Raw genomic sequence first — 22,583 nt, forward strand, 5'->3', positions numbered from 1 at the left:
ACCCCGGAATATGACCGAAGCGAGCCGTTACACCGCGTCCTACTCACCCCTGCCCGAGACCGCCGGCACCCCCGGCCCCGGCGAGCGGGAACCCGAGGGCGATCCCGGCGCCGACACCCGGTTCCTGTTCCGTGTCGCCGGACTGGTCCACCGGCTCGGAGCCGAGGGCACCGAACTCCAGCGCATCGACCTGATCCACCGCCGGTTCACGTTCGCCCAGTACCCACGCCCCGACGACAGACTCCCGGTCTACAGCATCGGCCCGGTCCCGGATGACGACAGCGAGCGGCAGGGCGGAGACTACATACCGCTCGCGCCGTCCCCGCCCTGGACGCAGATGACCTGGCTGCTCGAACAACTCGCCGTCCAGCTCACCTTCTTCGGCAGCCACGGCGCCCGGCTGACAGGCATCGAAGCACCGTCGCGGCGATGGGCCGATGTCACCGTCGAACACGAGGGAACCGTCTGGCGGGCACGCGTACCGCTGGAAGGACGCGCCGAGCCCATCGAGCAGCCCGGCATGGTGCTCGCCGAGCTGTTCGGCGAGAAGCGACACCTGGCCGTCGCCGACGGCACGATCATCCACAACGCGCTCTGAGACACCGCCCGGGCGCCGCGAACCGTGCCGATCCGGAGACCACATACCGGCACCGCAGGTCAGGCACCCTTCCCCGCCGGCCGCAGGATCACCACGCACTCCACATGATGCGTCATCGGAAAGATGTCGACCTGGAGGGGTCACGAAAAAGCCCAGGTCAGAGGCAGTCTGTCCGCCCGTTGTCCCGCGTACGGGAACTCGGAGCGTCAAACGAGCGTCACGCCACACAATCCATCCTCGCGCTTCGCGACAGGCCGCCCGCGCCCGAACCGACGACGCGCCAGCTGCGACGGACTAGAGGGATTGGCTGGAGTGAACCGAGCAGTGCTTCGTCAGGTCTGGCGTTCACGTCTGGTGCGGAGCACATTGCTGATATGAAGTCTGGGCAGGTGTAGCGGCTTCGCCGAAAGAGCACGACGGCTGACGTCCGGTCGGCTGGTCGACGCTTGATGAGGGACGACCGACGACGGTGGCGACGCCCAAGTCCCCCAGGTACCGCCACCGGCATGTCGGAGTCCCGTACTCCTCGTGGGGGCCCGGCCGACCGCACGCTCCACGCCTCACCGGCACGGAAGTCGGCGCCCGCCGACACGAGCCGGTCCTGGAGGAGCCACGGGGCCCGCTCCGCGAGGCCCGCCTGGGTCTCCTCCGCGTTCGTGAAGCCCGTCAGGCGGTAGCCGGCCACCGCGCTCCCGCCGTCCGGCCGCATCGCGGCCAGCAGCGCCGCCGACGCGTGGCACACCAGCGCGACCGGCTTGCCCGAGTCCAGGACCCGTACCAGCAGCGCGGCGAGCGCGTCGGCGATCCGGGCTGGCGCCCTCCGGGCCGCCGTTGGCGTCGGCGCCGAGGCTCGCGGGGTCGATGGTGGGCGGGACGCCGCCGGGGGTGGCGAGGACGATCTCGTGCCCCGCGGCACGGAACGTCTCGTACGGTGCGACCAGTTCCTCCGCCCAGATGCCGGTGGGGTGCTTCGTCCCGTCGGCCAGGGTCCAGTGATCGGCGCCGGTCAGCACGAAAACGATCTTCGACATCGGTGGTCTCCCGCGAGGATCGAGTGGCTTGCAGGAGCGACGCCAGGCTCTGCGACCCATCGGATACCAATGGGTTACCCCATGGCTGCCATAGGATGACGAATACCATGTCCCCGTGTACGGCCTGAACCTCCTCCGGACCTTCCTCGCCGTCCACCGGGCCGGCTCGTTCACCGCCGCCGCCTCCCTCCTCGGCCTCTCCCAGCCCACGGTAACCGCCCAGATCCGCGCGCTGGAACAGCAGACCGCTCGCGAGCTGTTCGAACGGCGCCCGCGCGGCGTCGTACCCACCCCCGCGGCCGACGAACTCGCCGTCCGCGTCGCGGCCCCCTCGACGCCCTCGCCGCGGCAGCCGGCGATCCGGCCGTGAGCAGGGCGCGACCGGTGCATCTCGCCGGGCCGGCGGAGCTCATCTGCACGCAGGTGCTGCCCGCCCTCGCGCCGCTCGTCGCCGGCGGGGTGCGGCTGCGGACCGCGACGGGGCTGACGGACCCGCTGCTGGAGGAGCTGCGCGCCGGGCGGCACGACCTGGTGATCGCCACGTCCCGGCCGCGCGGGCGGGCGCTGCTCTCGGTTCCCCTGGCGGACGAGGAGTTCGTCCTGGTGGCGGGCGCCGCCGCGGCGCCGGAGCTGATCCGCGGGCTCGCCTCGGAGGGGCCGGCGGCACTGCTCGCGGCGCCGCTGGTGACGTACGCGGAGGATCTGCCGATAGCGCGCCGCTACTGGCGGCACGTCTTCGGCCGCCGGCTGGAGAGCCGCGCGGCGCTCACCGTGCCGGATCTGCGCGGGGTGTGCGCGGCGGTCACCGCGGGCGTGGGCTGGACGGTGCTGCCGCGCTACCTCTGCCGAGCGGAGCTGGCGTCGGGGACGCTGGTGCCGCTGCACACGCCGCAGGACCCGCCGATCAACACGTCGTACCTGGTCGCACGGCCCGGGGCGGTGGACAATCCGCACGCGGTACGGGTCCGGAACCGGCTGCTGGAGGCCGCGCGGGAGTGGTGAGACGGCGAGCCGCCCCCCACCGGCCGGCGCCGTTCCCTCCCCACCCACTGCCGCGGCGGACGGTCGTGCGCCGGCCACCGGCCGGATGCCCTGTCAGTCGGTGAGCTCGATGGACCCGTTGGCGCCCGCGGTCTCGGCGCGCAGCCCCGCCCCCCGGCCCGCGACGCCCTGGAGCAGCGCGCCGAGGTCGACGCCGGTCGCGGAGGACAGCAGTTCCACGCCCTGGGCGACGTTGTTCGCCACGGTCCGGGGCAGCTGGCCGGCGCCGTCGGTGGAGATGACGGTCATCTTCTCGACGTTCGCCAGCGGCTCGGCGGCCTTGGCGACCACCTGCGGCAGCACCTCGACGAGCATCTGCAGCTGGGCGGCCTCCCCGTACTGGGCGAACGCGGCGGCCTTCTTCTCCATCGCCTCCGCCTCGGCGGCACCCCGCGCGGCGATCGCCGCGGCCTCCGCCTCGCCCTCCAGCCGCAGCGCCTCGGCCAGCGCCGCACGCTGCGCCTTCTCGCCCTCACCAGTCAGCCGGGCGGTCTCGGAGGCGGCCTCGGCCTCCTTGACGGCGGCGATACGCCGGGCCTCCGCCTCCTGCTCGGCCTGGTAGCGGGCGGCGTCCGCCGGCTTACGCACCCGGGTGTCCAGCTCGCGGTCGGTCAGCGCGGCCTGGCGGGCGGCGACCTTCTCCTGCTCGGTGAGGATCTCCTGGCGGCGGGCGGCGTCGGCCAGCGGACCGGCGGCGTTCGCCTGGGCGGCGGCGACCTCGGTCTCCGCCTTGATCTCGGCCTGGCGCAGATAGAGCGTCCGCTGGGCGAGGGCGATCTCCTCCTCGGCCTTCAGCCGGGCCTGCTCGGAGGCGCGGCGGGCCTCGGCCTCGGCGATGTCGGCCGCCTGGCGGGCGCGGGCGGCCTCGGGGCGGCCCAGGTCCTCCAGGTACGAGCCCTCGGTGGTGATGTCCTGGATCTGGAACGCGTCCAGCACCAGGCCCTGCCCCGACAGCGAGGCCTCGGCCTCCTCGGCGACCTGCCCGGCGAACGCGGCGCGGTCACGGATGACGTCCTCCACGGACATCCGGCCGACGATGGAGCGCAGCGCGCCGGAGAGGACCTCCTGGGTGAAGCCGACGATGCCGTCCTGCTGGATGAGGAAGCGCTGGGCGGCGGCGCGGATGGAGTCCTCGGTGCCGCCGACCTTGACGATCGCGACGCCGTCCAGGTTGGCCTTGACGCCGCGCAGCGTCACCGCGCCCCGCACCGCGACCGGGATGTGCCGGCTGGACAGGTCGAGGGTGAACTTCTGCTGGACGAACGGCACGACGAAGACGCCGCCGCCGACGACGACCTTCTGCCCGCTGTTGTCGGTGAAGGTACGGCCCGTCTCCGGGTCCACGGACTTCTTCCCGCGCCGCCCGGTGACGATGAACGCCTCGGACGGACCCGCGACCTTGTAGCGGGTCACGACGACGAGGGCGAGCAACACCAGGAGTACGACGACTCCTACGATCGCGGTGACGACAGGGCTCATGGGAAACCTCCCCTGCCTCCCTCGGGGGAGGCCGACTTGAAGAACGAGAACGAGGCACTGGGCGGGGTCAGCGGGTGACCGGCTGGACCGCGACCGCGGTGGCGGAGAGCGTGGCTTCCACCCACACCTGGGTGCCGCGGGCCACCGGTGCGGCGCTGCGGGCGGCGAGCTTGACCGGCTGCCCGGCCAGGTGCAGCATCACCTCGCCGTACCCGTCGGCCGGGATCGCGGTGACCACCGAGCCGGCGGTGCCGACCAGATCCGCCCCGCGCGGGCTGTCCCCCGGTTGCTCGCGCATCAGCGTCCGGCACACCCGCCAGGTCAGCCATCCGGTGCCGAGTCCGGCCGCCAGGCCGACGGCGGCGGACGCGCCCTGGTCGAGCCCGGTGACACCCAGGGTGAGGGCCGAGGCGAAGCCGAACATGGACAGGAACCCGGCCAGCACCGGCAGCGAGACCAGACCGTCGAAGGCGTCCAGCGCCCCGTCGAAGACGCCTTCCAGCACCCCGTCGAAAATCAGTGCGGCGGCGAGGAGAACCACACCGGCGATGCCGAGTCCGAGAAACAAGCCCACCGGGTCACCTCCTGGCCCATCGGCGTTCGTCCTGACCACGGGGATGGTCCCACCGTGGCGGGCGCGTTCACATTGCCGGTTTCCGGCAGTCTTTACGCGCCCTTGATGTCGTACTCCTCCGTGGATGGGTGACGGCCGCCTCCAGCAGCTCCGGGACTGCCTGTCCAGGCTCGTGCGTCGCTTTCAGGGATGAAAGAGCCACCGGGGCCTGGTTCGTCCTCCGCATGCGCCGCACACGGCTGCCCACCCACGACTGGCGTCACTTCCGGGCACTTTAGACCAATGACGACGCAGAAAGTGACTTGGATCACACCGTCATCGGCGCGGCTTGTGCGACCCCCCGGAGCAGGTGACTCTCGTCGCGTCCGTGACAACTCCTGTCACGTGCCCATCTGTTGAAGGGTGGCTCGGTGAGCTTACTGACCAAGATCGGTGACGCTGTTCTCGAGAAGCTGGTCCCCGAGGCCCGCGCCCAGGCCGCATGTGTGACCTGTGGCACGAACTGCGCCTCGTACAAGCAGTACAAGTGCGTCGACACCGTCAACTACGTCCGTTGCTGCTACGCGGCCGGGGGCGCCTGCTCGGCCCCGTACTGCGGGTCCTGGTATTACTGCGCGCACTGTTGATGATCTATCTCGCGTTCTCCTTGCGGCTCGCGCTGGCGGGCGTACTGCTCGCCGGTGCGGTCGCGAAGGCACGCGCGTTCGGCGAGGCCCGGCGCATGGTGGAGGTCACCGTGCGCCGGGCCTTGCCCGCCCCCGCGCTCGCGCGGCGGATTCCCGCCGGCGCGGCGGCCGGGCTGCTCATCGGCGCCGAAGCCGCTGTCGCGCTGCTGCTGCTCAGCGGGGCCGGGCAGGCGCGCCCCGGATTCGCCGCCGCCCTCGTGCTGTTCGTCTGCTTCACCGCCCTCGCCGTCTTCTCCGCCACCACCGGGGCCGAGCTGCCCTGCGCCTGCTTCGGCCGGTCCACCGCCCGGCTCGGACCGCGGCACGTACTGCGCAACGGCGTGCTCCTCGCGCTGGCCGCCGCCGGGCTGTATCTCGCGTCCGCGGGACCGGACGGGGACGGAATGCGGGCCGGCGGGGTGGCGGTGGGGATCGCCGCCGCGTTCGTGGTCACCGCGCTGACCGCCTACTACGACGACCTCGTGGACTTTCTGACGGAGGAGTTCCGATGATCTATCTCACCGCAGGACTGGTGCTCGTGGGCGCGGTCACCGTGCTCAATCTGCTGCTCACCCTCGCCGTCATCCGGCGGCTGCGCCGTCAGGAGTCGCACCAGCGGCCCGAGATGACGTCCGGTCCCGCGGTCGGCTCCCGGCTGCCCGCCTTCACCGCCGTCTCGGTCGGCGGCGACGAGGTGAGCGACGTACGGCTGGCCGGCCGTTCGGCCGCGCTGACCTTCCTCTCCACCGGCTGCCCCGCCTGCGACGCCGCGGTGAACGACCTGCCCGAGTTCGCCGAGCGGACCGGAATGGACGCCGAGCAGCTCGTCGTGGTCATCGCCGCGGACGACGAGGCCCAGGCCGCCGAGATGGCCGGGCGGCTCACCGGCCTCGCCACGGTCGTCGTGGAGGGGCCGGTGGGCGGGATCTCCACGCGCTACGGCGTCAGCGCCACCCCGACCACCGTGCTCGCCGGCGCCGACGGCCTGGTCACGTACGCCCAGGCGGGCACCAACCCCGTGCTCGACCGGCTGCCGGTATGACCGATGCCATCCGGCGCGCGGCGGCGGCCCTCGCCCTCGTCCGGCGGGCGGGGCCGCTGTCGTGCCTCGCGTATCTGGCGCTCACCGTCGTCCAGGGGCTGCTGCCCGCCGGCACCGCGCTGCTGCTGAAGTGGCTGCTGGACGCGCTGCAGCCGGGCGCGGACGGCAGCCCGGAGCCGCTGGTCGCGGGGCTCGCCGGGCTCGGGGTGGCGGCGGCCGTGCTGCCGAACGCGGGGGAGTATCTGCGCGCGCGGCTGAAGCGCGGCATCCTGCAGGTCGTACAGGACCGGCTCTTCGGCGCGGTCAACGGCTTCGTCGGGATGGGCCGCTTCGAGTCGCCGGCGTTCCTCGACCGGCTGCGGCTGGCGCAGCAGGCCGCGGGCAGCGCGCCCGACCAGATCACCCAGTCGCTGTTCGGGCTGCTGCAGCAGGCTCTCGCCCTGGCCGGACTGCTCGGGGTCCTGTTCGTCATCTCGCCCGTCCTGGCGGCGCTCACGGTGGTGGCGGCGGTGCCGGCACTGCTGATGCAGCTGTCGCTCAGCCGCCGGCGGGCGGCGGTGGCCCGGGGCATGAGCCCGCGCAACCGCCGTCAGCTCTTCTACCAGCAACTCATGCTCGACCTCCGCGCGGTGAAGGAGATCCGGCTGTTCGGTACGGGCGACTGGCTGCTCGGCCGGATGCGCACCGAGACCCGCGCCATCAACGCCGCCGAGGAGCGCGTCGACCGCCGGGTGGTGCTGACCCAGGCGCCGCTCGCCCTTCTCGGCGCGGTGATCGCGGGCGGTGGACTGATCTGGATGGTCCGGGGGGCGGCACGCGGCGACTACAGCGCCGGGGACGTGATGGCCTTCATCGCGGTGATGACCGGCGTCCAGGGCGGGCTGTCGTCCGTGGTGACCGACATCGCCGGCTGCCACCAGGCGCTGCTGCTCTTCGGCCATTACGTCGACATCACCCGGCTGCCGCCGGATCTGCCCCGGGGCACCGCTCGCGCGGGCGCGCTGCGGGAGGCCGTCGAGCTGGACGACGTCTGGTTCCGCTACCCCGGCGGCGACTGGATTCTGCGCGGGGTGAGCCTGCGCATCGCCAAGGGGCAGTCGCTGGCACTGGTCGGACTGAACGGCGCCGGCAAGTCCACCCTGGTCAAGCTGCTGCTACGGATGCACGACCCGGAGCGCGGCGCCATCCGGTGGGACGGCACCGATCTGCGCGAGCTGGATCCGGCGACGCTGCGGGCGCGGGTCAGCGCGGTGTTCCAGGACTTCGTCTCGTACGACCTGACCGCCGCCGAGAACATCGGCCAGGGTGACCTGACGCTCCTCGACGACCACGCCCGACTGGCGTCCGCCGCGAAGGAGGCGGACATCCACGACGAGCTCGAGGCGCTGCCGCGCGGCTACCGCACGCTGCTGTCCCGCAGCTTCCCGGACGAGGACGACCCGGAGGAGTCCGAGGGTACGGGCGTGCTGCTCTCCGGCGGCCAGTGGCAGCGGCTCGCCCTGGCCCGGGCGATGCTGCGCTCCGGCCGCGACCTGCTGATCCTCGACGAGCCGAGCGCGGGACTGGACGCGGCCGCCGAACAGCGGGTGCACGAGCAGCTGAACGCGTACCGTGACGGGGCGACGAGCCTGCTCATCTCCCACCGGCTGGGCGCCGTACGCGGGGCGGACCGGATCGTGGTGCTGGCGGGCGGCCGGATCACCGAGTCCGGCAGCCACGCGGAGCTGATGGCCGCGAAGGGCGAGTACGCACGGCTGTTCACACTGCAGGCGGCCGGTTACACGGATGCGGGGGAAGTCCTGTGCTGAAACGAGCTGTCGCGGCGGCCGCCGCGATCACCTGTACGGCCTGGTGGGTGCGCCGCACCTTCGTGGCCGTCACCGTGGAGGGGCACAGTATGGCCCCCACCCTCCAGCCCGGTGCCAGGGTCCTCGTCCGGCGCGGCACCGGCGGGCTGCGGCGGGGCCGTATCGTCGTGGTGACCTGCCCGGACGGCGACACGGGCTGGCGGGGGCTGCCGCCCGCGCCCCGGGATCTCGGGGCGCGGGAGTGGTACATCAAGCGGGCGGTCGCCCTTCCCGGCGACGCCATGCCCGGCGTGGACGGCCCCACCGGCGCCACCGTCCCGGACGGTCACCTCGCGGTGGTGGGGGACGGGAAGTTCAGCTCCGACTCCCGGCAGCACGGGCCGTGCCCGGATGACCAGGTGCTGGGCACGGTGGTGCGGGTGCTGGGCAAGGGGTGAGGGGCGCTCGGGGCGGCGGCCCCGGTAACGAATGAGTCAACGGGAAACCGACCCCTGCCGGGGCCGCTCCCCGCGCTCGTATGCTCAGGTCGGCTCGGAGGTCTGGACCACTTCGCGGAGAGTGGACGACATTGCAACTGCCGGCTCCTGCGGGGGAGAGCGATCGTTGACTGGAACGGCCGTGAGGCAGCGTCCTCCGATACCCGCGCCGCCCGCCGGACGCGTGCCCCGCGTCGTGCGCCGCTGGCTGCACCACGGGCCGGCGCTCGTGGCCGCCGCGCTGACGGTCCTGCTGGCCGGCACCGTGCTGGCCGCCCTCGGCACCCTGGCGGGCGAGGCGGTGGAGAGCGGGGCCCGGCAGCGGCTCGCTCGGGACCCCGACAGCGTCGTCCGGGTGACCGCCGACTACGACGCGGACGGGGTACCGAAGGCCGACAAGGCCGTACGGACCGCCCTGAGTTCCGCCTTCGGCGGGGTGCCGCACCACGTGCGTACGGCGATACGCGCACCGGCCGGACCCTCGTTCGACCTGCCGGTGCTCGACGCCGACGGGGAGCCGCGCCCCGGTGCGGGCGTCGTCGTCGCCGCGGTGAGTGAGGTACGGCAGCTGGCCCGGCTGACCGCCGGGGAGTGGCCGGCGGAGCAGGGCGGGACCCAGGCCGCGCTGCACGAGAGCCTCGGGCGGCGGCTGCACGCCGGGCCCGGCGACACCGTCGTCCTGTCCGGCGCCGGGGGCCGCGAGCTCCGGCTCAGGATCACCGGGCTGTGGCGTGCGAATGGCCGGGACCCCGCCGTCCTGTCCTCCCTGCCCGGCGAACCCGGCCGCCTCAACACCCTGGCCCTGGTGTCCGAACGGGGCTTCGAGGCCACCCCGGCGCTGTCCGGCGGCGCGCTGGCGGGCTGGTTCGGCGTCCCCGACGCCCACCGGCTGGACGCCGGGGAACTCGGCCCGCTGCGTGACCGCGTCGCCGCCTTCGCCGAGAGCGACTCCCGGCGCACGGTCTTCGGGGGCGGTTCGCCCCCCGTCAAGGGCATGGCCGTCAACGCCCCCATGACGCGGGCGCTCGACCGGATCGCGACGCCGATGGTGGCCGCCAGATCCGGGATGTACGTGCCGGCCGCGCTGCTTGGCGCGCTGGCCCTCGCGGCGCTGATCCTGACGGCCCGGCAGCTCACGGAGCACCGCGGAACGGACACGGCGCTGCTCGGCGCCCGGGGCGCCGGCACCCCCCGGATACTCGCGTCGGCCGGAGCCGAGTGGGCCGTGGTCGCCGTCCCCGCCGCGCTGGCCGCGCCCTTCCTCGCGGGCCCGCTGCTGGCCGCCCTCGACGGCGCCGGGCTGCTCCCCGGCACGGTCCCGCACTCCGCGCTGGGCGTCGCGGGCTGGACCGCCGCGCTGCTCGCGCTCACCGTGCACGGCTGCGCCGCCCTGCTGCCCGTACTCCGCGCCTCCCGCGACGGCGGCGCGGTGGCGAAACTGCGCAGGCGCGGACCGCGAACGGCGGCGTTCCAGCGGGCCGGTACGGATCTGGCGCTGGCCGCCGTGGCCGTCCTCGGCTGGCTGCAGCTCAGCCGCTACCGCTCGCCCGTGGCGAGCACCGGCGGCGCGGCCTACGCCGACCCGGTGCTGGTCCTCGTACCCGTCGTGATCACCGTCGCCGCGACCCTGCTCACGCTGCGGCTGCTGCCGCTCGCCGAGCGCGGCGCCGCGGGGCTCGCCCGCCGCACCGCCGGGCTGATCGTGCCGCTGGGCGGCTGGCAGGTCGGCCGCCGCGCGACCAAGCACGCCGGGCCGGCGCTGCTGATGGTCCTCGCGCTGGCCGTGGGCGCCCTCACCACCTCGGCGCTCGCCATGATCGACCGGAGCAACGAGGACCGCGCGCGCTACTCCGTGGGCGCGGATCTCCGGCTGACCCCGGACCTGTTCTCAGCCGACGCGCTGCCGGCGGCCGGGCGGTACGGCGCCTACACCGGCCTGCCCGGCGTCGAGGCCGCGACCCCCGTCGTCGACCTGCCGGTCGAGCTGTACGCGCAGACCACCGGCGTCACCGCCGTCGACACCGCCGAAGCGGCGTCCACCCTGCGGTCCGGCGCGCCCTCCGGACCGATGCCCGCCCTGCGTGACGACCTCGCCCACGGGGACCTCGCCGAGCAGCTGACCGCCCTGGGGAAGAACCCGCCCCGGGCCGGCGTCGAACTGCCCAGCGAGCCGGAGGCGATCGCCGTCGAGGTCACCGTGCGGTCGACGGGCACGCTCCCGGGCACGCTGGTGCTCACCGTGCAGGACGCCTCCGGTCTCGCCGGCACCGTCACCGGCACGCTGCCCGCGGCGGACGGCTTACGGCATGAGATGACGGTCCCCCTGGACGTACAGGGCAGAAAGGACCTGGTGCGGCACTATCCGCTGAGCATCACCCGGATCGGCTTCGAGCTGCCGCCGGAGCCGGTCCGCACGTCGTACGACATCACGCTTCACCGCTTCGGCTCCGACACCGCGAGCCCCGCCGCCGCCCCGGGACCGGAGGGGCAGTGGACGGAGCTCGGGAGCGACGAGTACGGGCCGTCGGACCTCGGCTGCCCGGGCGCCCCGCCGGTCGCCGGGGAGGTCACCTCCGCCGGGCTCTGCGATCTCCCGGAGGAGCAGCCGGAGAACGGGCTGCGGGCGCGGCTCATGGGACCGTCCCCCGTCCCGCACGCGCGGCGGCTGGTCGAGCTGGCCCCGATACGGGCCGACGGCATCGCCCCCGTACCGGCGCTGGCCGACGACGCGCTGCTGGCGAGCGACCGGGTCGGCACTGGCGACACGGCGACCGTCCAGATGCGCGACGGAACGCTCCTGACCGTCGAGGTCATCGGGCGCATCGGCGCGGTCCCGGGCTTCCCGGCCAAGGGCGGGCGGCTGCTGGTCGACAGCGCGGCGCTGGCCGCCTCGCTCGTACAGCGCGGCGGGCTGCAGCCGCAGGAGTCGTTCTGGTGGCTGTCCGCCCGCGACGGCGACCCCGCGGCCGCCGCGGCGGCGGTGCGCCGTACCGACGGCATGGGAACGACCCGGGACACACCCCGCGCCGCCGAACGGCTGCGCGACGATCCGCTGCAGCACGGCACCCGCGGCGTGCTCGTGCTGTGCCTGCTCCTCGCCCCGGCCTTCGCGGTGATCGGCTTCACCATGCACGCCGTGCTCTCCACCCGTGAACGCCGGGGGGAGTTCGCCCTGCTGCGCGCGATGGGCATACGCAAACGGCAGCTCACCGGGCTGCTGTGGACCGAGCTGCTGCTGATCGCGGTGATCGCGGTGGTGCTGGGTACGGCGCTGGGCACGGCCGTCGCCGGGCTGGTCGTACCGCTGGTGATCGTCGACGATCTGGGCCGGCCCGTGTTTCCCGGGGTGGTGGCCACCGTGCCGTGGGCGCGGGTGGCGCTGACGGCCGCCGCCACGGGGGTGCTGATCACCGGGCTGGTCACGGTGATGTCCCGGATGCTGGCCCGGGTGGATCTCGTACGGGTCATGCGGGCGGGTGAGCGGTGAGGGTCAACGGACGCTGGGTGGCCCGCGAGGCACGGGCCGGAGCCCCGTTGCTCGCCTGCCTGTTCGTGCTGGTGGCCGTGCTGACCTCGGTCGCGCTGGCCGGGCCCGTGCTGATCGACCGGCTCTCCGGCAGCGCGCTGGACGACCGGGTCTCGCGGGCGCAGGCACAGGGCGAGCTGCTGGTCACGTCGGCCGTGATCAACCCGTACGCCGACGGCGGCTTCGAGGCGCCGTCCGGGTCCGGCTCGATGGTGCCCGCGCTGCACAAGGCCGGCGAGAAGATGCGCGCCGAGGCCAAGGAGCCACTACGCGGCCTCCTCCGCCCCGGCCCGCTACGCGTCGTGCTCCCGCCGGCCGATGTCGTCGCGGGAATGCCTGGCAGGGCGCGGGCACAGCTCTCCCTGCTGTACGCGGACGACGCGCCGGCGAAGACGTCCTACGCGCAGGGCCGTCCGCCCGGACCACCGTCGCGGGGACACGCCGTCGAAGTCGCCGTGTCGACGGCGGTCAGGGACGCCTTCGGGCTGACCCTCGGCCAGCGGCTCACGCTCAAGCCGGGGGTCGAGGTGACCTTCACCGGCTTCTTCCGGCTCCCCGAGCGGGCGGACGGCCTGCCGCTCTTCCGCCGGCAACCGGGGCTCGCCGCCCCGCTCGACGAGCGGATCTCCGGCGCCCGGGTGCACCGCGCGCTCGCGGTGACGGACGGAAGCGGCGTGGAGGCGGTCCAGGCGGTCGCGGGGCTCGACGACACGCTCGTGATCTGGCGTACGGGGCTGGATCTCGGCGACGGGCGGCACGGCGGGGTCGACGCTCTGCGCGGCGCCGTCGGGCAGTTCGGGCGGGACGCGGGCGAGGGGCTGTGCCCCGGGGCGGCGAGCGGCGGGCGCTGCCGGATCGCGGGCAACGCGTTCGAGCCGCCGATGACCGCCGACGACCTGTCGCCGCTCTTCGCCGAGTTCGCCCGGGAGTGGGACCGGGCTCGCGCGCTCGCCTCGTTCGCGATCGCGGGCCTGATCGCCGTGGCCTTCGCGACCCTGGTCGTCTCGGCGCAGCTCGCGGTACGCCGTCACGAGGCCGGCGACAGGCTGCAGCGTGCGCGCGGCGCCACCCCGCTCGGCGTGGCGCTGGCCCGGCTGACGCAGACGGCCCCGGCGGTGCTGCTGGGCGCGGCCGCCGGCTACGGGGTCACCGTGGGCACGCTGGGCGACGACGTCTCGGGCGGTCTGCCGCTGACGGCGGCGGTCGTGGTGCTGGCGGGGCTGACACTGCCGGCTCTGACGTGGTTCACGGTGCGCGAGCGCCGGCCCGTACGCGGGGGGCGTGCGGCCGGCTCGGGGGCGGCGGGTAGCCGGCGGCTGCTCGCCGAGTCCGCCGTGCTGCTGCTGGCCGTGGCCGGTGTCGCGGCGATACGGGTGCGCGACGGCGGGGCCTCCGGCGGCGACCCGCAACTGGCGGCCACCCCCGTGCTGCTGGGCCTGGCGACCGTGCTGATCCTCATGCGGCTGTATCCGCTGCCCCTGCGCTGGCTCGCCTGCCAGGCGCGGCGCGGCACCGTCGCCTTCATCGCGCTGGCCCGGGTGGGCCGTACGGCGGCGGGACGGACGCCGGCGCTGCTGGTGCTCGTACTGACCCTGGCCACGGCGGTGTTCGGCGGCCTGATCTCCTCCACCGCGACCGAGGGACGTGAGCGGGCCGCCGCCTGGAACGCGGGCGGGCAGGCCGCCGTCATCGCCCCCACGGCCGAACCGGCGGCCCTCTCCCGCACACCCGGTGTCCGGCACACGGTCGTGACGCGGCGCGCGGAGATTTCCCTGGCGCGGGCCACGGACGGGCAGGTGCGCGGCACGACGGACCTGATCGGCCTCGACGCCGAGGCGCTGCGCGCGGCCGCCGGGGACTCCCCGCCGGCGGACGCTCTGCTGGCGGTGGAGCGGCGGCCGTACCGCGACGGGCCCGTGACGGTGCTGCCGGCGCTGGCCTTCGGACCACTGTCGGCCCGCCTCGGCGAGACGCTCCCGCTCACGGAGACCCTTGCCGTGCGGATCGTGGGCGAACTCACCGGCACGGCGGCCCGGGACCCCGCACTGGGGCCCGTCACGGGCGCGGAGCCGTCCGGCAGCATGCTGCTCGTCGACGCCGCCGCGTTCACGGACCGCCTGGACGTCGAGGAGAGCGCCGTGCTCGTCTACGGGGACCGGCTCGACCCCGTCGCGCTACGCGCCGCCGCGCTCACCGGCGTCGGGCCGGGCGCGCGGGTGCGCGTACTCGACGAGGAGCTGGCCGCGCTCCGCGACGACGGCCTGCTCCGCGCCGTCCTGCTCGTGTACGCGGCCGCCGGCGTCACCGGCGTGCTGCTGGCGCTCCTCGCGGTCGTACTGGAGCTGCTGCTCTCCGCCGGCGAACGCGGCCGCACGGCCGCCTATCTGCGCACGCTCGGCCTGGGCTCCGGGCCCACGGCGTTCGTGCACTTCCTGGAGATGCTGCCGATGGTGATCGCGGCCGTCGCGGGCGGCAGCGCGCTGGGGCTGCTGCTGCCGGAGATCCTCGGGCCCGCGCTGCCGCTCGGCGAGTTCACCGGCGGCCCCGGGGCCGGGCAGTCCACCGACTACGGCCTCACCGTGCTGCTCGCCGTGGGGCTCGCCGCCCTGATCGCCCTGGCCGTCGCCGTCGAAACCTTGCGCGGCCGGCAGCGGGCGCTCGGATCGGTACTGAGAGTGGGAGAGACCAGATGACTGAAGGCGCACGGGTACGCGGCGCGGACCCCCTCATCCGCTGCGAGAACCTGGTCCGCATCTACTGGGCCGACAAGGTCGAGGTGCAGGCGCTGCAGGGCCTGGACCTCACGGTGATGCCCGGCGAACTGCTCGCCGTCGTCGGCGCCTCCGGCTCCGGCAAGTCCACGCTGCTGGGCATCCTCTCCGGCCTCGACGTGCCTACGGCGGGCACGGCCGTGGTGGACGGCATGGACCTGCTGACGATGAAACGGAAGGACCGGATCGCCTTCCGGCGGCAGACGGTGGGCTTCGTCTGGGCGCAGACGGCGCGCAACCTCTTCCCGTATCTGAGCGCCGTCGAGAACGTCATGCTGCCGATGACCTACATCGGCATGAAGGCCCGCGCCCGCCGCTCCCGCGCCGAGGAACTCCTCGACCTCTTCGGCATGGCCCACGCCCGCGACCGCCGCCCCGACACGCTCTCCGGCGGCGAACAGCAGCGGGTCGCCATCGCCACGGCGGTGGCGAACAACCCCCGGGTCCTCTTCGCCGACGAGCCGACGGGCGAACTCGACACGGAGACGGGCACCGACGTCTTCACGGCGCTGCGCCGCGCGAACGCGGAACTGAACACCACGATCGTGGTAGTCACCCACGACCCCCTGGTCTCCCGCCACACCCGCCGCACCATCGGCATCCGCAACGGCCGCACGTCCTCGGAGGTCCTACGCGACGAGGAGGCCCAGTCGACGGAGGAATACGCGGTCCTGGACAGGAACGGCCGCCTACAACTCCCCCGCGCGTTCACGGACGCCTTGCACATGCGGGACCGGGTACGGCTGGCACTGGAGGACGATCACATTGGGGTGTGGCCGCAGCGGATGGGGGCGGGGGGCGGGGCGGAAGGGTGACCGGTCATTGCATGGGGATGACGTCGGCCCTGTCTCGGGTGTCCACCACCGTCTTGGACCTGCCGAGGGCCTTGCGCGTTGCGCGGACGAGCCGATGCGGCTTGTCGGGCAACTCCGGCACGTCGACGACCGGGACCGGCGGTGGCTGGGCGGCCTTCTCGGCTTCCTCGTCGATCAGGGTGAAGACGCAGTTACCGCGCTGTCGGCCCGACCAGCGGAGTTTGTGCTTTTCGGGGATGTGCCCGTGGTGCAGGGCCTCGTAGTAGGCAGCCCGCCACCGTCCCCGGGTGGTGGGTGCGGGGTCCGCGACCGTGAGCTTGCCCGAGGGGGCGGCCCGGAGGCGGGCGATCAGTTCCGCGCCGTCGGCGGGAGCGAGACGGGCCTGCTTCGCGTCGCCGGCGAGGCGTTCCTTTGCCGCGCGTTCCTCTGCGGGGTCCTTGCCGTGCTTGAGGTAGTAGCGGCCGTCCGGGGTGATAGCCGTCTCGCCGTACGGGCCGCCTTGACGCTTGACCAGCCCGCGCTTTGCCAGCGACCAGGCGGTGTGGGTTTGTTTTCCCTCGAGACGCAGCGGGCCAGGTGCTGCGGCGAGCTTTCGCAGCAAGGCTTTCTGCGGTTCCGACAGCGTGTACTTCACGGACCGGCCCCATCTCCAAGCAGCGGCGGACGCCGTCGAGCTAGGGCGGTCGCACGGCCGGTGGAGGGGGTCGTCACCTGTTCGAGTTACCTTGCCGCGAAGCGGCTTCCGGAGGGCTGGCGGCCGGTGTAGAGACCCTGATTTTCGCGGAACGCATCTTGAATCGATCTCGAAAAGGGCCCTCCGAACTGCGGCGAAGGGCCTTCCAGGACCATGATCAACGAGCGTCAAGACGTCTCGTGGAGCGTCATTTCAGCGTCAGAATTCAGCCCGTAACGCCCATGGAGCACATCCCGCGCACGACCCAAAACCGCAGGTCAGGCACCCTTCCCCGCTGGCCGCAGGATCACCACGCACTCCACATGATGCGTCATCGGAAAGAGGTCGAACGCCCGCATCCACCGCGGCTCGTAGCCCGCGTCCGCGAAGTACCGCAGGTCGCGGGCCAGGGCCGCCGGGTCGCAGGCCACGTAGGCGATGCGGCGCGGGGTCAGGGACGCGAGGCGGTGGACCGTGTCGCGGCCCGCGCCGGCGCGGGGCGGGTCCAGGACGATCAGGTCCGCCTCCGTGATGCCCGTGCGGGGCAGGACGCGTTCCACCTTGCCGTGTTCGATGCGGACGCGGTCGAGGTCGCGCAGATTGTGGCGGGCGTCCTCCACCGCGCGCTTGCCGGACTCGATGCCCAGCACCGCGCCCTTGTCCCCGACGCGTTCCGCGAGGGCCGCGGCGAAGAGGCCGACGCCGCAGTAGAGGTCCAGGGCCATGTCGCCCTTCTTCGGCATCAGGCCCGTCATCACGGCGTCGACCAGCAGCTCCGCCGCCTTCGGGTGGACCTGCCAGAAGCCGCCGTCGCCGACCCGCCAGGTGCGGTCGATCGCCCGCTCACGGACGAAGGGGCGGCCGTGGACGCGGTGGACGCTGCCGTCGCGCTCGTGGATCCGCAGCACGGAGACCGGCTTGTCCAGCTCCACGATCGGCAGCCGCTGCCCGGGGCGCGGCGTGAGGATCACCTGGCGGTCGCCGGAGCCGGTGGCCGCGATCGCCTCGACGGTGTCCATACCGGGCCAGGCACGCTTCTCGACGCCGAGCTCGGTGACCCCGGGGGCGGCGATCAGGCAGTGGTCGACGGGCTGGACGTCGTGCGAGCGGTGCTTGCGCAGCCCCGCCCGGCCCTCGTCGTCGATCGCGTACTGCACCCGGGTGCGCCACGCGGGCACCTCGCCCCTGGCGACCTTGTCGCCCGGCGCCGGCTCCACGGTGCCGTCCCAGCCGGCCTCCTCGGGCGTCAGTCCCGCCAGCCGCTCCAGCTGCTCGGCGACCACGGCGCCCTTCAGCCGGCGCTGCCCGCCGGGCGCCACGTGCTGCCAGTCGCAGCCCCCGCACATGTCCGGCCCGGAGAACGGGCACGGCGCCGGCACCCGGTCCTTCGCCGCCTCCAGCACCTCCACCGCGTCGGCGCGCAGGAACCGCGCCCCCTCGTCGCCCTCCGTGACCCGGGCGACGATCCGCTCGCCGGGCAGGGTGTGCCGGACGAACAGGACGCGGCCCTCGTCCGTACGGGCGATGCAGTGGCCGCCGTGGGCGACCGGGCCCACCGTGACCTCGTACTCCTCGCCCACGAGGGAAGGCTTGGCGTCTGTGGTCACGGGATGCTCCTGAGCTGGATGGTGCGGACCGTTCAGTCTAAGCCGCTACGAGCGGGGGTCCGCGCCGTTCTTCTTCTGGGGGGCCGCCGGACCGCGGCGGACCGACCCCGGAGCCGTCCACTCCGCGCGCCTGCGGGCCCGGACCTTCGCCGCCTCCGAGGACTCCAGCTGGTACGGGACGGACGTGACCATCACGCCCGGGGTGAACAGCAGCCGGCCCTTCAGCCGCAGCGCGGACTGGTTGTGCAGCAGGTGCTCGTACCAGTGGCCCACCACGTACTCGGGGATGATCACGCTGACCACGTCCCGCGGGCTCTCCTTGCGCAGCCCCTTCACGTAGTCGACGACCGGCCGGGTGATCTCCCGGAACGGCGAGTCGAGCACGGTGAGCGGCACATCGATGCCGCGCTCCATCCACTCGCGCTGCAGCTCGCGCGTCTCGGCCGCGTCGACGCCGATGCTGAGCGCCTCCAGGGTGTCGGAGCGCATCAGCTTGGCGTACTGCAGCGCCCGCAGCGTCGGCTTGTGGATCTTGGAGATGAGGACGATGGAGTGGACCCGCGCGGGCCGTACGACGTCGTCGTCCTTCTCGTCGGTGACGGCGAGCTCGTCGGACACCCGGTCGTAGTGCTTGCGGATGGCGGACATCGTCGCGTAGAAGACGGCCATGCCCAGCACGGCGACGTAGGCGCCGTGGGTGAACTTCGTCAGCAGCACGACCACCAGCACCAGTCCGGTGAAGAACGCGCCGAAGGCGTTGATCGCGCGGGAGCGGTGCATCCGGCGACGCTCGGCCGGGTCGGTCTCGTCGGCCAGATGCCGGTTCCAGTGCCGGACCATGCCGATCTGGCTGATGGTGAACGAGACGAAGACGCCGACGATGTAGAGCTGGATCAGCCGGGTCGAGTCGGCCCCGTACGCGTAGACGAGTATCCCGGCGAAGATCGCCAGCAGCACGATGCCGTTGGAGAACGCGAGCCGGTCACCGCGGGTGTGCAGCTGACGCGGCAGGAAGCGGTCCTGGGCGAGGATCGAGCCGAGGACGGGGAAGCCGTTGTACGCGGTGTTCGCGGCGAGGAACAGCACCATGGCCGTCACCGCAGCGAGGAAGACGAACAGGATCGAGCCGTCGCCGAACACGGCCGCCGAGATCTGGGCGATGACCGGGTCCTGGTGGTAGCCGTCGCCGGCCGGGGAGCCGTTGATCAGGATGTCCTTGGCCGGGTCCTCGGCCATCTTCACGTCGGTGGCCATGGCCAGCAGGATGATGCCGCTGAACATCACGACGGCCAGCCCGCCCATCAGGGCGAGGGTGTTCGCGGCGTTCTTGCTCTTGGGCTTGCGGAACGCCGGTACGCCGTTGGAGATCGCCTCGACACCGGTCAGCGCGGCGCAGCCGGAGGAGAAGGCCCGCAGCAGCAGGAACACCAGCGCGAAACCGGCCAGGCCCTTGTGCTCGGCCACCACCTCGTAGCTCGCGGTGGGGGCGTGCATGTCGTGGTCCAGGACCATGCCCTTGAACGCGCCGACCGCGATCGTCAGCAGCACACCGAAGACGAACAGATAGGTCGGGATCGCAAAGATCTTGCCCGACTCCTTGACGCCCCGCAGGTTCATCACGGTCAGCAGGCCGATGACGGCGAGCGCCACGGCGACCTGGTTGTCCGCGACGAACGGGACGGCCGAGCCCAGGTTCTCGATGCCGGAGGCGACGGACACGGCGACGGTCAGGACGTAGTCGACGAGCAGCGCGGAGGCCACCGTCAGCCCGGCGCGCGGGCCGAGGTTGGTGGTGGCCACCTCGTAGTCGCCGCCGCCGGAGGGATAGGCGTGCACGTTCTGCCGGTACGAGGCGACGACCGTGAACATCAGGACGACGACGCCGAGCGCGATCCACGGGCTGAAGTGGTACGCGCCGAAGCCCGCCACCGCCAGCACCATCAGGACCTCGCCCGGGGCGTACGCCACCGAGGACAGGGGGTCGGAGGCGAAGACGGGCAGCGCGATGCGCTTGGGAAGAAGCGTTTCCCCGTGCTGGTCGCTCCGCAGGGCGCGGCCGATGAGGATCCGCTTGGCTTCGTCGGTCAGTCTGGACACGGGTCGATCGTATGGCCGACGTAAGTGGATCGAGAACGCAACCCCGCCGAGTGCCGGATTCATACGCATGCGGGTGTCCCGGTGTGGCCGGTCGTCGCATACGCTGTGTAGTTTGAACGCGCAGAAGCGCTGAGAGCGACGGCCGGAAGGACGGGCGTGCACATCGTGATCATGGGCTGTGGCAGGGTGGGTTCCACCTTGGCACGGACCCTGGAACAGCAAGGCCATACGGTCGCTGTCGTCGACCAGGACCCCACCGCCTTCCGTCGCCTCGGCTCCTCCTTCGGGGGCCGCCGGGTGACCGGCGTCGGGTTCGACCAGGACACGCTGCGCGAGGCCGGCATCGAGGAGGCGGGCGCCTTCGCCGCCGTGAGCAGCGGTGACAACTCCAACATCATCGCCGCCCGGGTCGCCCGGGAGATGTTCGGCGTGGAGAACGTCGCCGCCCGGATCTACGACCCCCGCCGCGCGGAGGTCTACCAGCGCCTGGGCATCCCCACCGTGGCCACCGTCCGCTGGACGGCGGACCAGATGCTGCGCCGGCTGCTGCCGGCCGGCGCCGAGCCGCTGTGGCGCGACCCCAGCGGGCGGGTGGAGCTGGCGGAGGTGCACTACACGAACGCCTGGATCGGCCACAAGGTCGCCACGCTGCAGGAGGAGACGGGCGTACGGGTCGCGTTCCTCACCCGGCAGGGCGAGGCGATGCTGCCGACGTCCAAGACCGTGCTGCAGGACGGCGATCTGGTGCACGTCATGCTCCGTACCGACGAGCTCGAGCAGGTCGAGGCGGCGTTCGCCAAGGGACCGGAAGAGGATGCACACCGATGAGGGTCGCCATCGCCGGCGCCGGCGCCGTGGGCCGCTCGATCGCGGCGGAGCTGCTGGACAACGGGCACGAGGTGCTGCTGATCGACAAGACGCCCTCGGCGATCTCCGTCGAGCGGGTGCCGCGGGCGGAGTGGCTGCTGGCCGACGCCTGCGAGATCACGTCGCTGGACGAGGCGGCGCTGCAGCGGTGCAACGTGGTGATCGCGGCCACCGGTGACGACAAGGTGAACCTTGTGGTGTCGCTGCTCGCGAAGACCGAGTACGGGGTGCCGCGGGTGGTGTCCCGGGTCAACAACCCGCGGAACGAGTGGCTGTACAACGAGGCCTGGGGGGTCGACGTCGCCGTCTCCACGCCCCGGCTGATGTCCGCCCTCGTGGAGGAGGCCGTGAGCGTCGGCGACCTCGTACGGCTGCTGCGGTTCTCGCACGGCGACGCGAACCTCGTCGAGCTGACGCTGCCGCCGGAGTCGGCGCTGACCGGGACGCTGGTGGGGGATGTGTCGTGGCCCCAGGACACCTCGCTCGTCACGATCATCCGGGGCAGCCGGGTGCTGACGCCGAAGCCGGACGACACGCTGGAGGCGGGGGACGAGCTGCTGTTCGTGGCCGCGCAGGACCGGGAGGAACAGCTGGAGGAGCTTCTGTCGGTACGGCAGGGGTCGTAGAACGAACTGAAACGCCGGCCGGATCCAGCCCGGCCGGCGCTTGAGGCCAGAGGCGCGAAGCGCCGATTCGGGGGTCCGGGGGCGCAGCCCCCGCAACCCAACCGCAGCGTTCGCGTCAGCTCTCGGCGCGCTTCGCCGCCGCCGCCCGCTCCTTCTCCGCGGCCTCTTCCGCCTCCATCTCCGCGATCACGTCGATCGGCGGCGGGGCCTTGGCCAGGAAGATGTACGTCAGGTACACGCACAGAAGCATCGGCGGGATACCCAGGGCCACCCGGAGCCAGCCCAGCTGCGTCGCGTCGCCCCAGAAGTAGATGGGGAACGTGATCGCCGACTTGGCGAGCAGGATCAGGCCCCAGGCCCAGCTGGACTTCGTGTACGCGACCTTGCGGCCGGGGTTACGCGTCCGCCAGGAGAGGTTCTCCCGGAACACGGGGCCCAGGATCAGCCCGATCAGCGGCACCCCGGCGGCGGCGGTCGCGCAGTACGCCACGGCCAGGCCCAGCGTGTAGAGCATGCCGGGGAGGTAGAAGTTCTTGGCGTCGCCGGACATCATCGCGAAGACCGCGCCGATGGCCACGCCGAAGACGCCGCTGAAGGCGTGCTTGACGGTGTCCCGGCCGATCAGCCGGATGACGGCGAGCACCGCGGACAGGCCCAGCGCGATGTACGCCGCGAGGTGGATGTCCCGCTCGACGGTGTACGCCAGCACGAAGACCAGGCCGGGCAGCGTGGTCTCGACCATGCCCCGTACGCCGCCGAAGGCCTCGAAGAGCGCGGCCCGCGTCGCCGCGTCCACCCCGTTGTCGGGGGCGTCCGGGGCGTTCGGGGTCCCGGGGCCGTCCGGGCCGGTGACCGGCTCCACCGGCTGTTTGTCCAGGGATGTCAAC

The 22,583-nt window shown here is 73.0% G+C and carries 17 protein-coding genes and 2 pseudogenes; 12 read left to right on the forward strand and 7 right to left on the reverse strand.

Annotated features, from left to right (window positions below):
• Nucleotides 1–10: 10 nt before the first annotated feature.
• A complete protein-coding gene (locus tag SRB5_RS15160; protein WP_153452487.1) occupies nt 11–598 on the forward strand; it encodes a hypothetical protein in 588 nt (195 codons plus the stop codon).
• 550 nt (nt 599–1,148) lie between these two features.
• Here the strand turns inward: SRB5_RS15160 and SRB5_RS36515 are convergent.
• A pseudogene (locus SRB5_RS36515) lies at nt 1,149–1,629 on the reverse strand (type 1 glutamine amidotransferase domain-containing protein); the annotation flags it as partial.
• Nucleotides 1,630–1,744: 115 nt separating this feature from the next.
• Here SRB5_RS36515 and SRB5_RS15170 point away from each other — a divergent pair.
• A pseudogene (locus SRB5_RS15170) lies at nt 1,745–2,631 on the forward strand (LysR family transcriptional regulator).
• Between the two features lie 93 nt (nt 2,632–2,724).
• Here SRB5_RS15170 and SRB5_RS15175 read toward each other — a convergent pair.
• On the reverse strand, nt 2,725–4,149 hold the full coding sequence (locus SRB5_RS15175) for an SPFH domain-containing protein (RefSeq protein WP_153452488.1): 1,425 nt from the start codon (nt 4,147–4,149) through the stop codon (nt 2,725–2,727).
• Nucleotides 4,150–4,216: 67 nt separating this feature from the next.
• Complete coding sequence (locus tag SRB5_RS15180; protein WP_323377939.1) at nt 4,217–4,723, reverse strand: hypothetical protein; 507 nt, start codon at nt 4,721–4,723, stop codon at nt 4,217–4,219.
• Between the two features lie 410 nt (nt 4,724–5,133).
• On the opposite strand from SRB5_RS15180, the gene SRB5_RS15185 reads away from it, so the two are divergent.
• From SRB5_RS15185 to SRB5_RS15220, 8 genes are all read left to right on the forward strand, one after another.
• A complete protein-coding gene (locus SRB5_RS15185) occupies nt 5,134–5,349 on the forward strand; it encodes a hypothetical protein (RefSeq protein ID WP_153452489.1) in 216 nt (71 codons plus the stop codon).
• A complete protein-coding gene (locus tag SRB5_RS15190) occupies nt 5,349–5,900 on the forward strand; it encodes a MauE/DoxX family redox-associated membrane protein (protein WP_194292936.1) in 552 nt (183 codons plus the stop codon). Before SRB5_RS15185 ends, SRB5_RS15190 begins: the two co-directional genes overlap by 1 nt.
• Nucleotides 5,897–6,430 carry a TlpA family protein disulfide reductase gene (locus SRB5_RS15195; RefSeq protein WP_153452491.1) on the forward strand — a complete coding sequence of 178 codons (534 nt, stop codon included), beginning with the start codon at nt 5,897–5,899 and terminating at the stop codon, nt 6,428–6,430. The genes SRB5_RS15190 and SRB5_RS15195 overlap by 4 nt, the downstream gene beginning before the upstream one ends.
• Nucleotides 6,427–8,238 carry an ABC transporter ATP-binding protein gene (locus tag SRB5_RS15200; protein ID WP_153452492.1) on the forward strand — a complete coding sequence of 604 codons (1,812 nt, stop codon included), beginning with the start codon at nt 6,427–6,429 and terminating at the stop codon, nt 8,236–8,238. The genes SRB5_RS15195 and SRB5_RS15200 overlap by 4 nt, the downstream gene beginning before the upstream one ends.
• The gene (locus SRB5_RS15205) at nt 8,232–8,675 is read left to right on the forward strand and encodes a S26 family signal peptidase (protein WP_153452493.1); all 444 of its coding nucleotides are present in this window, start codon (nt 8,232–8,234) and stop codon (nt 8,673–8,675) included. Before SRB5_RS15200 ends, SRB5_RS15205 begins: the two co-directional genes overlap by 7 nt.
• Before the next feature lie 223 nt (nt 8,676–8,898).
• Complete coding sequence (locus tag SRB5_RS37500) at nt 8,899–12,201, forward strand: ABC transporter permease (protein WP_153452494.1); 3,303 nt, start codon at nt 8,899–8,901, stop codon at nt 12,199–12,201.
• Nucleotides 12,198–14,933, forward strand: coding sequence for a hypothetical protein (locus SRB5_RS15215; protein WP_153452495.1), 2,736 nt, complete (start codon nt 12,198–12,200; stop codon nt 14,931–14,933). Before SRB5_RS37500 ends, SRB5_RS15215 begins: the two co-directional genes overlap by 4 nt.
• Nucleotides 14,930–15,826 carry an ABC transporter ATP-binding protein gene (locus SRB5_RS15220; protein WP_153452496.1) on the forward strand — a complete coding sequence of 299 codons (897 nt, stop codon included), beginning with the start codon at nt 14,930–14,932 and terminating at the stop codon, nt 15,824–15,826. The genes SRB5_RS15215 and SRB5_RS15220 overlap by 4 nt, the downstream gene beginning before the upstream one ends.
• Nucleotides 15,827–15,830: 4 nt before the next feature.
• Here SRB5_RS15220 and SRB5_RS15225 read toward each other — a convergent pair whose 3' ends face one another.
• The 3 genes from SRB5_RS15225 to SRB5_RS15235 form a co-directional block, all read right to left on the reverse strand.
• On the reverse strand, nt 15,831–16,460 hold the full coding sequence (locus SRB5_RS15225; protein WP_153452497.1) for a hypothetical protein: 630 nt from the start codon (nt 16,458–16,460) through the stop codon (nt 15,831–15,833).
• 317 nt (nt 16,461–16,777) lie between these two features.
• Nucleotides 16,778–18,106 (reverse strand): class I SAM-dependent RNA methyltransferase, encoded by a 1,329-nt coding sequence (locus SRB5_RS15230; RefSeq protein ID WP_323377940.1) that lies wholly within the window; start codon nt 18,104–18,106, stop codon nt 16,778–16,780.
• Between the two features lie 45 nt (nt 18,107–18,151).
• The gene (locus SRB5_RS15235) at nt 18,152–20,203 is read right to left on the reverse strand and encodes an APC family permease (protein WP_323377941.1); all 2,052 of its coding nucleotides are present in this window, start codon (nt 20,201–20,203) and stop codon (nt 18,152–18,154) included.
• Nucleotides 20,204–20,359: 156 nt separating this feature from the next.
• Here SRB5_RS15235 and SRB5_RS15240 point away from each other — a divergent pair, with 156 nt between their 5' ends.
• Both SRB5_RS15240 and SRB5_RS15245 read left to right on the forward strand, forming a co-directional pair.
• A complete protein-coding gene (locus SRB5_RS15240) occupies nt 20,360–21,031 on the forward strand; it encodes a potassium channel family protein (protein ID WP_323377942.1) in 672 nt (223 codons plus the stop codon).
• Entirely contained in the window at nt 21,028–21,696 is a 669-nt protein-coding gene (locus SRB5_RS15245; protein ID WP_153452499.1) for a potassium channel family protein, read from the forward strand. The genes SRB5_RS15240 and SRB5_RS15245 overlap by 4 nt, the downstream gene beginning before the upstream one ends.
• Before the next feature lie 115 nt (nt 21,697–21,811).
• Here the strand turns inward: SRB5_RS15245 and SRB5_RS15250 are convergent, their stop codons facing one another.
• Nucleotides 21,812–22,582, reverse strand: coding sequence for a DUF3159 domain-containing protein (locus SRB5_RS15250; RefSeq protein ID WP_153452500.1), 771 nt, complete (start codon nt 22,580–22,582; stop codon nt 21,812–21,814).
• Nucleotide 22,583 lies beyond the last annotated feature (1 nt).

It is taken from the genome of Streptomyces smaragdinus (assembly GCF_009604385.1).
In the GTDB taxonomy this organism is placed as follows: Bacteria; Actinomycetota; Actinomycetes; order Streptomycetales; family Streptomycetaceae; genus Streptomyces; species Streptomyces smaragdinus.

Coding starts and splice junctions, on each gene's coding strand:
- SRB5_RS15160 (WP_153452487.1), top strand. CDS start 11: ATGACCGAAGCGAGCCGTTACACCGCGTCCTACTCACCCCTGCCCGAG.
- SRB5_RS15175 (WP_153452488.1), bottom strand. CDS start 4,149: ATGAGCCCTGTCGTCACCGCGATCGTAGGAGTCGTCGTACTCCTGGTG.
- SRB5_RS15190 (WP_194292936.1), top strand. CDS start 5,349: ATGATCTATCTCGCGTTCTCCTTGCGGCTCGCGCTGGCGGGCGTACTG.
- SRB5_RS15195 (WP_153452491.1), top strand. CDS start 5,897: ATGATCTATCTCACCGCAGGACTGGTGCTCGTGGGCGCGGTCACCGTG.
- SRB5_RS15200 (WP_153452492.1), top strand. CDS start 6,427: ATGACCGATGCCATCCGGCGCGCGGCGGCGGCCCTCGCCCTCGTCCGG.
- SRB5_RS15220 (WP_153452496.1), top strand. CDS start 14,930: ATGACTGAAGGCGCACGGGTACGCGGCGCGGACCCCCTCATCCGCTGC.
- SRB5_RS15245 (WP_153452499.1), top strand. CDS start 21,028: ATGAGGGTCGCCATCGCCGGCGCCGGCGCCGTGGGCCGCTCGATCGCG.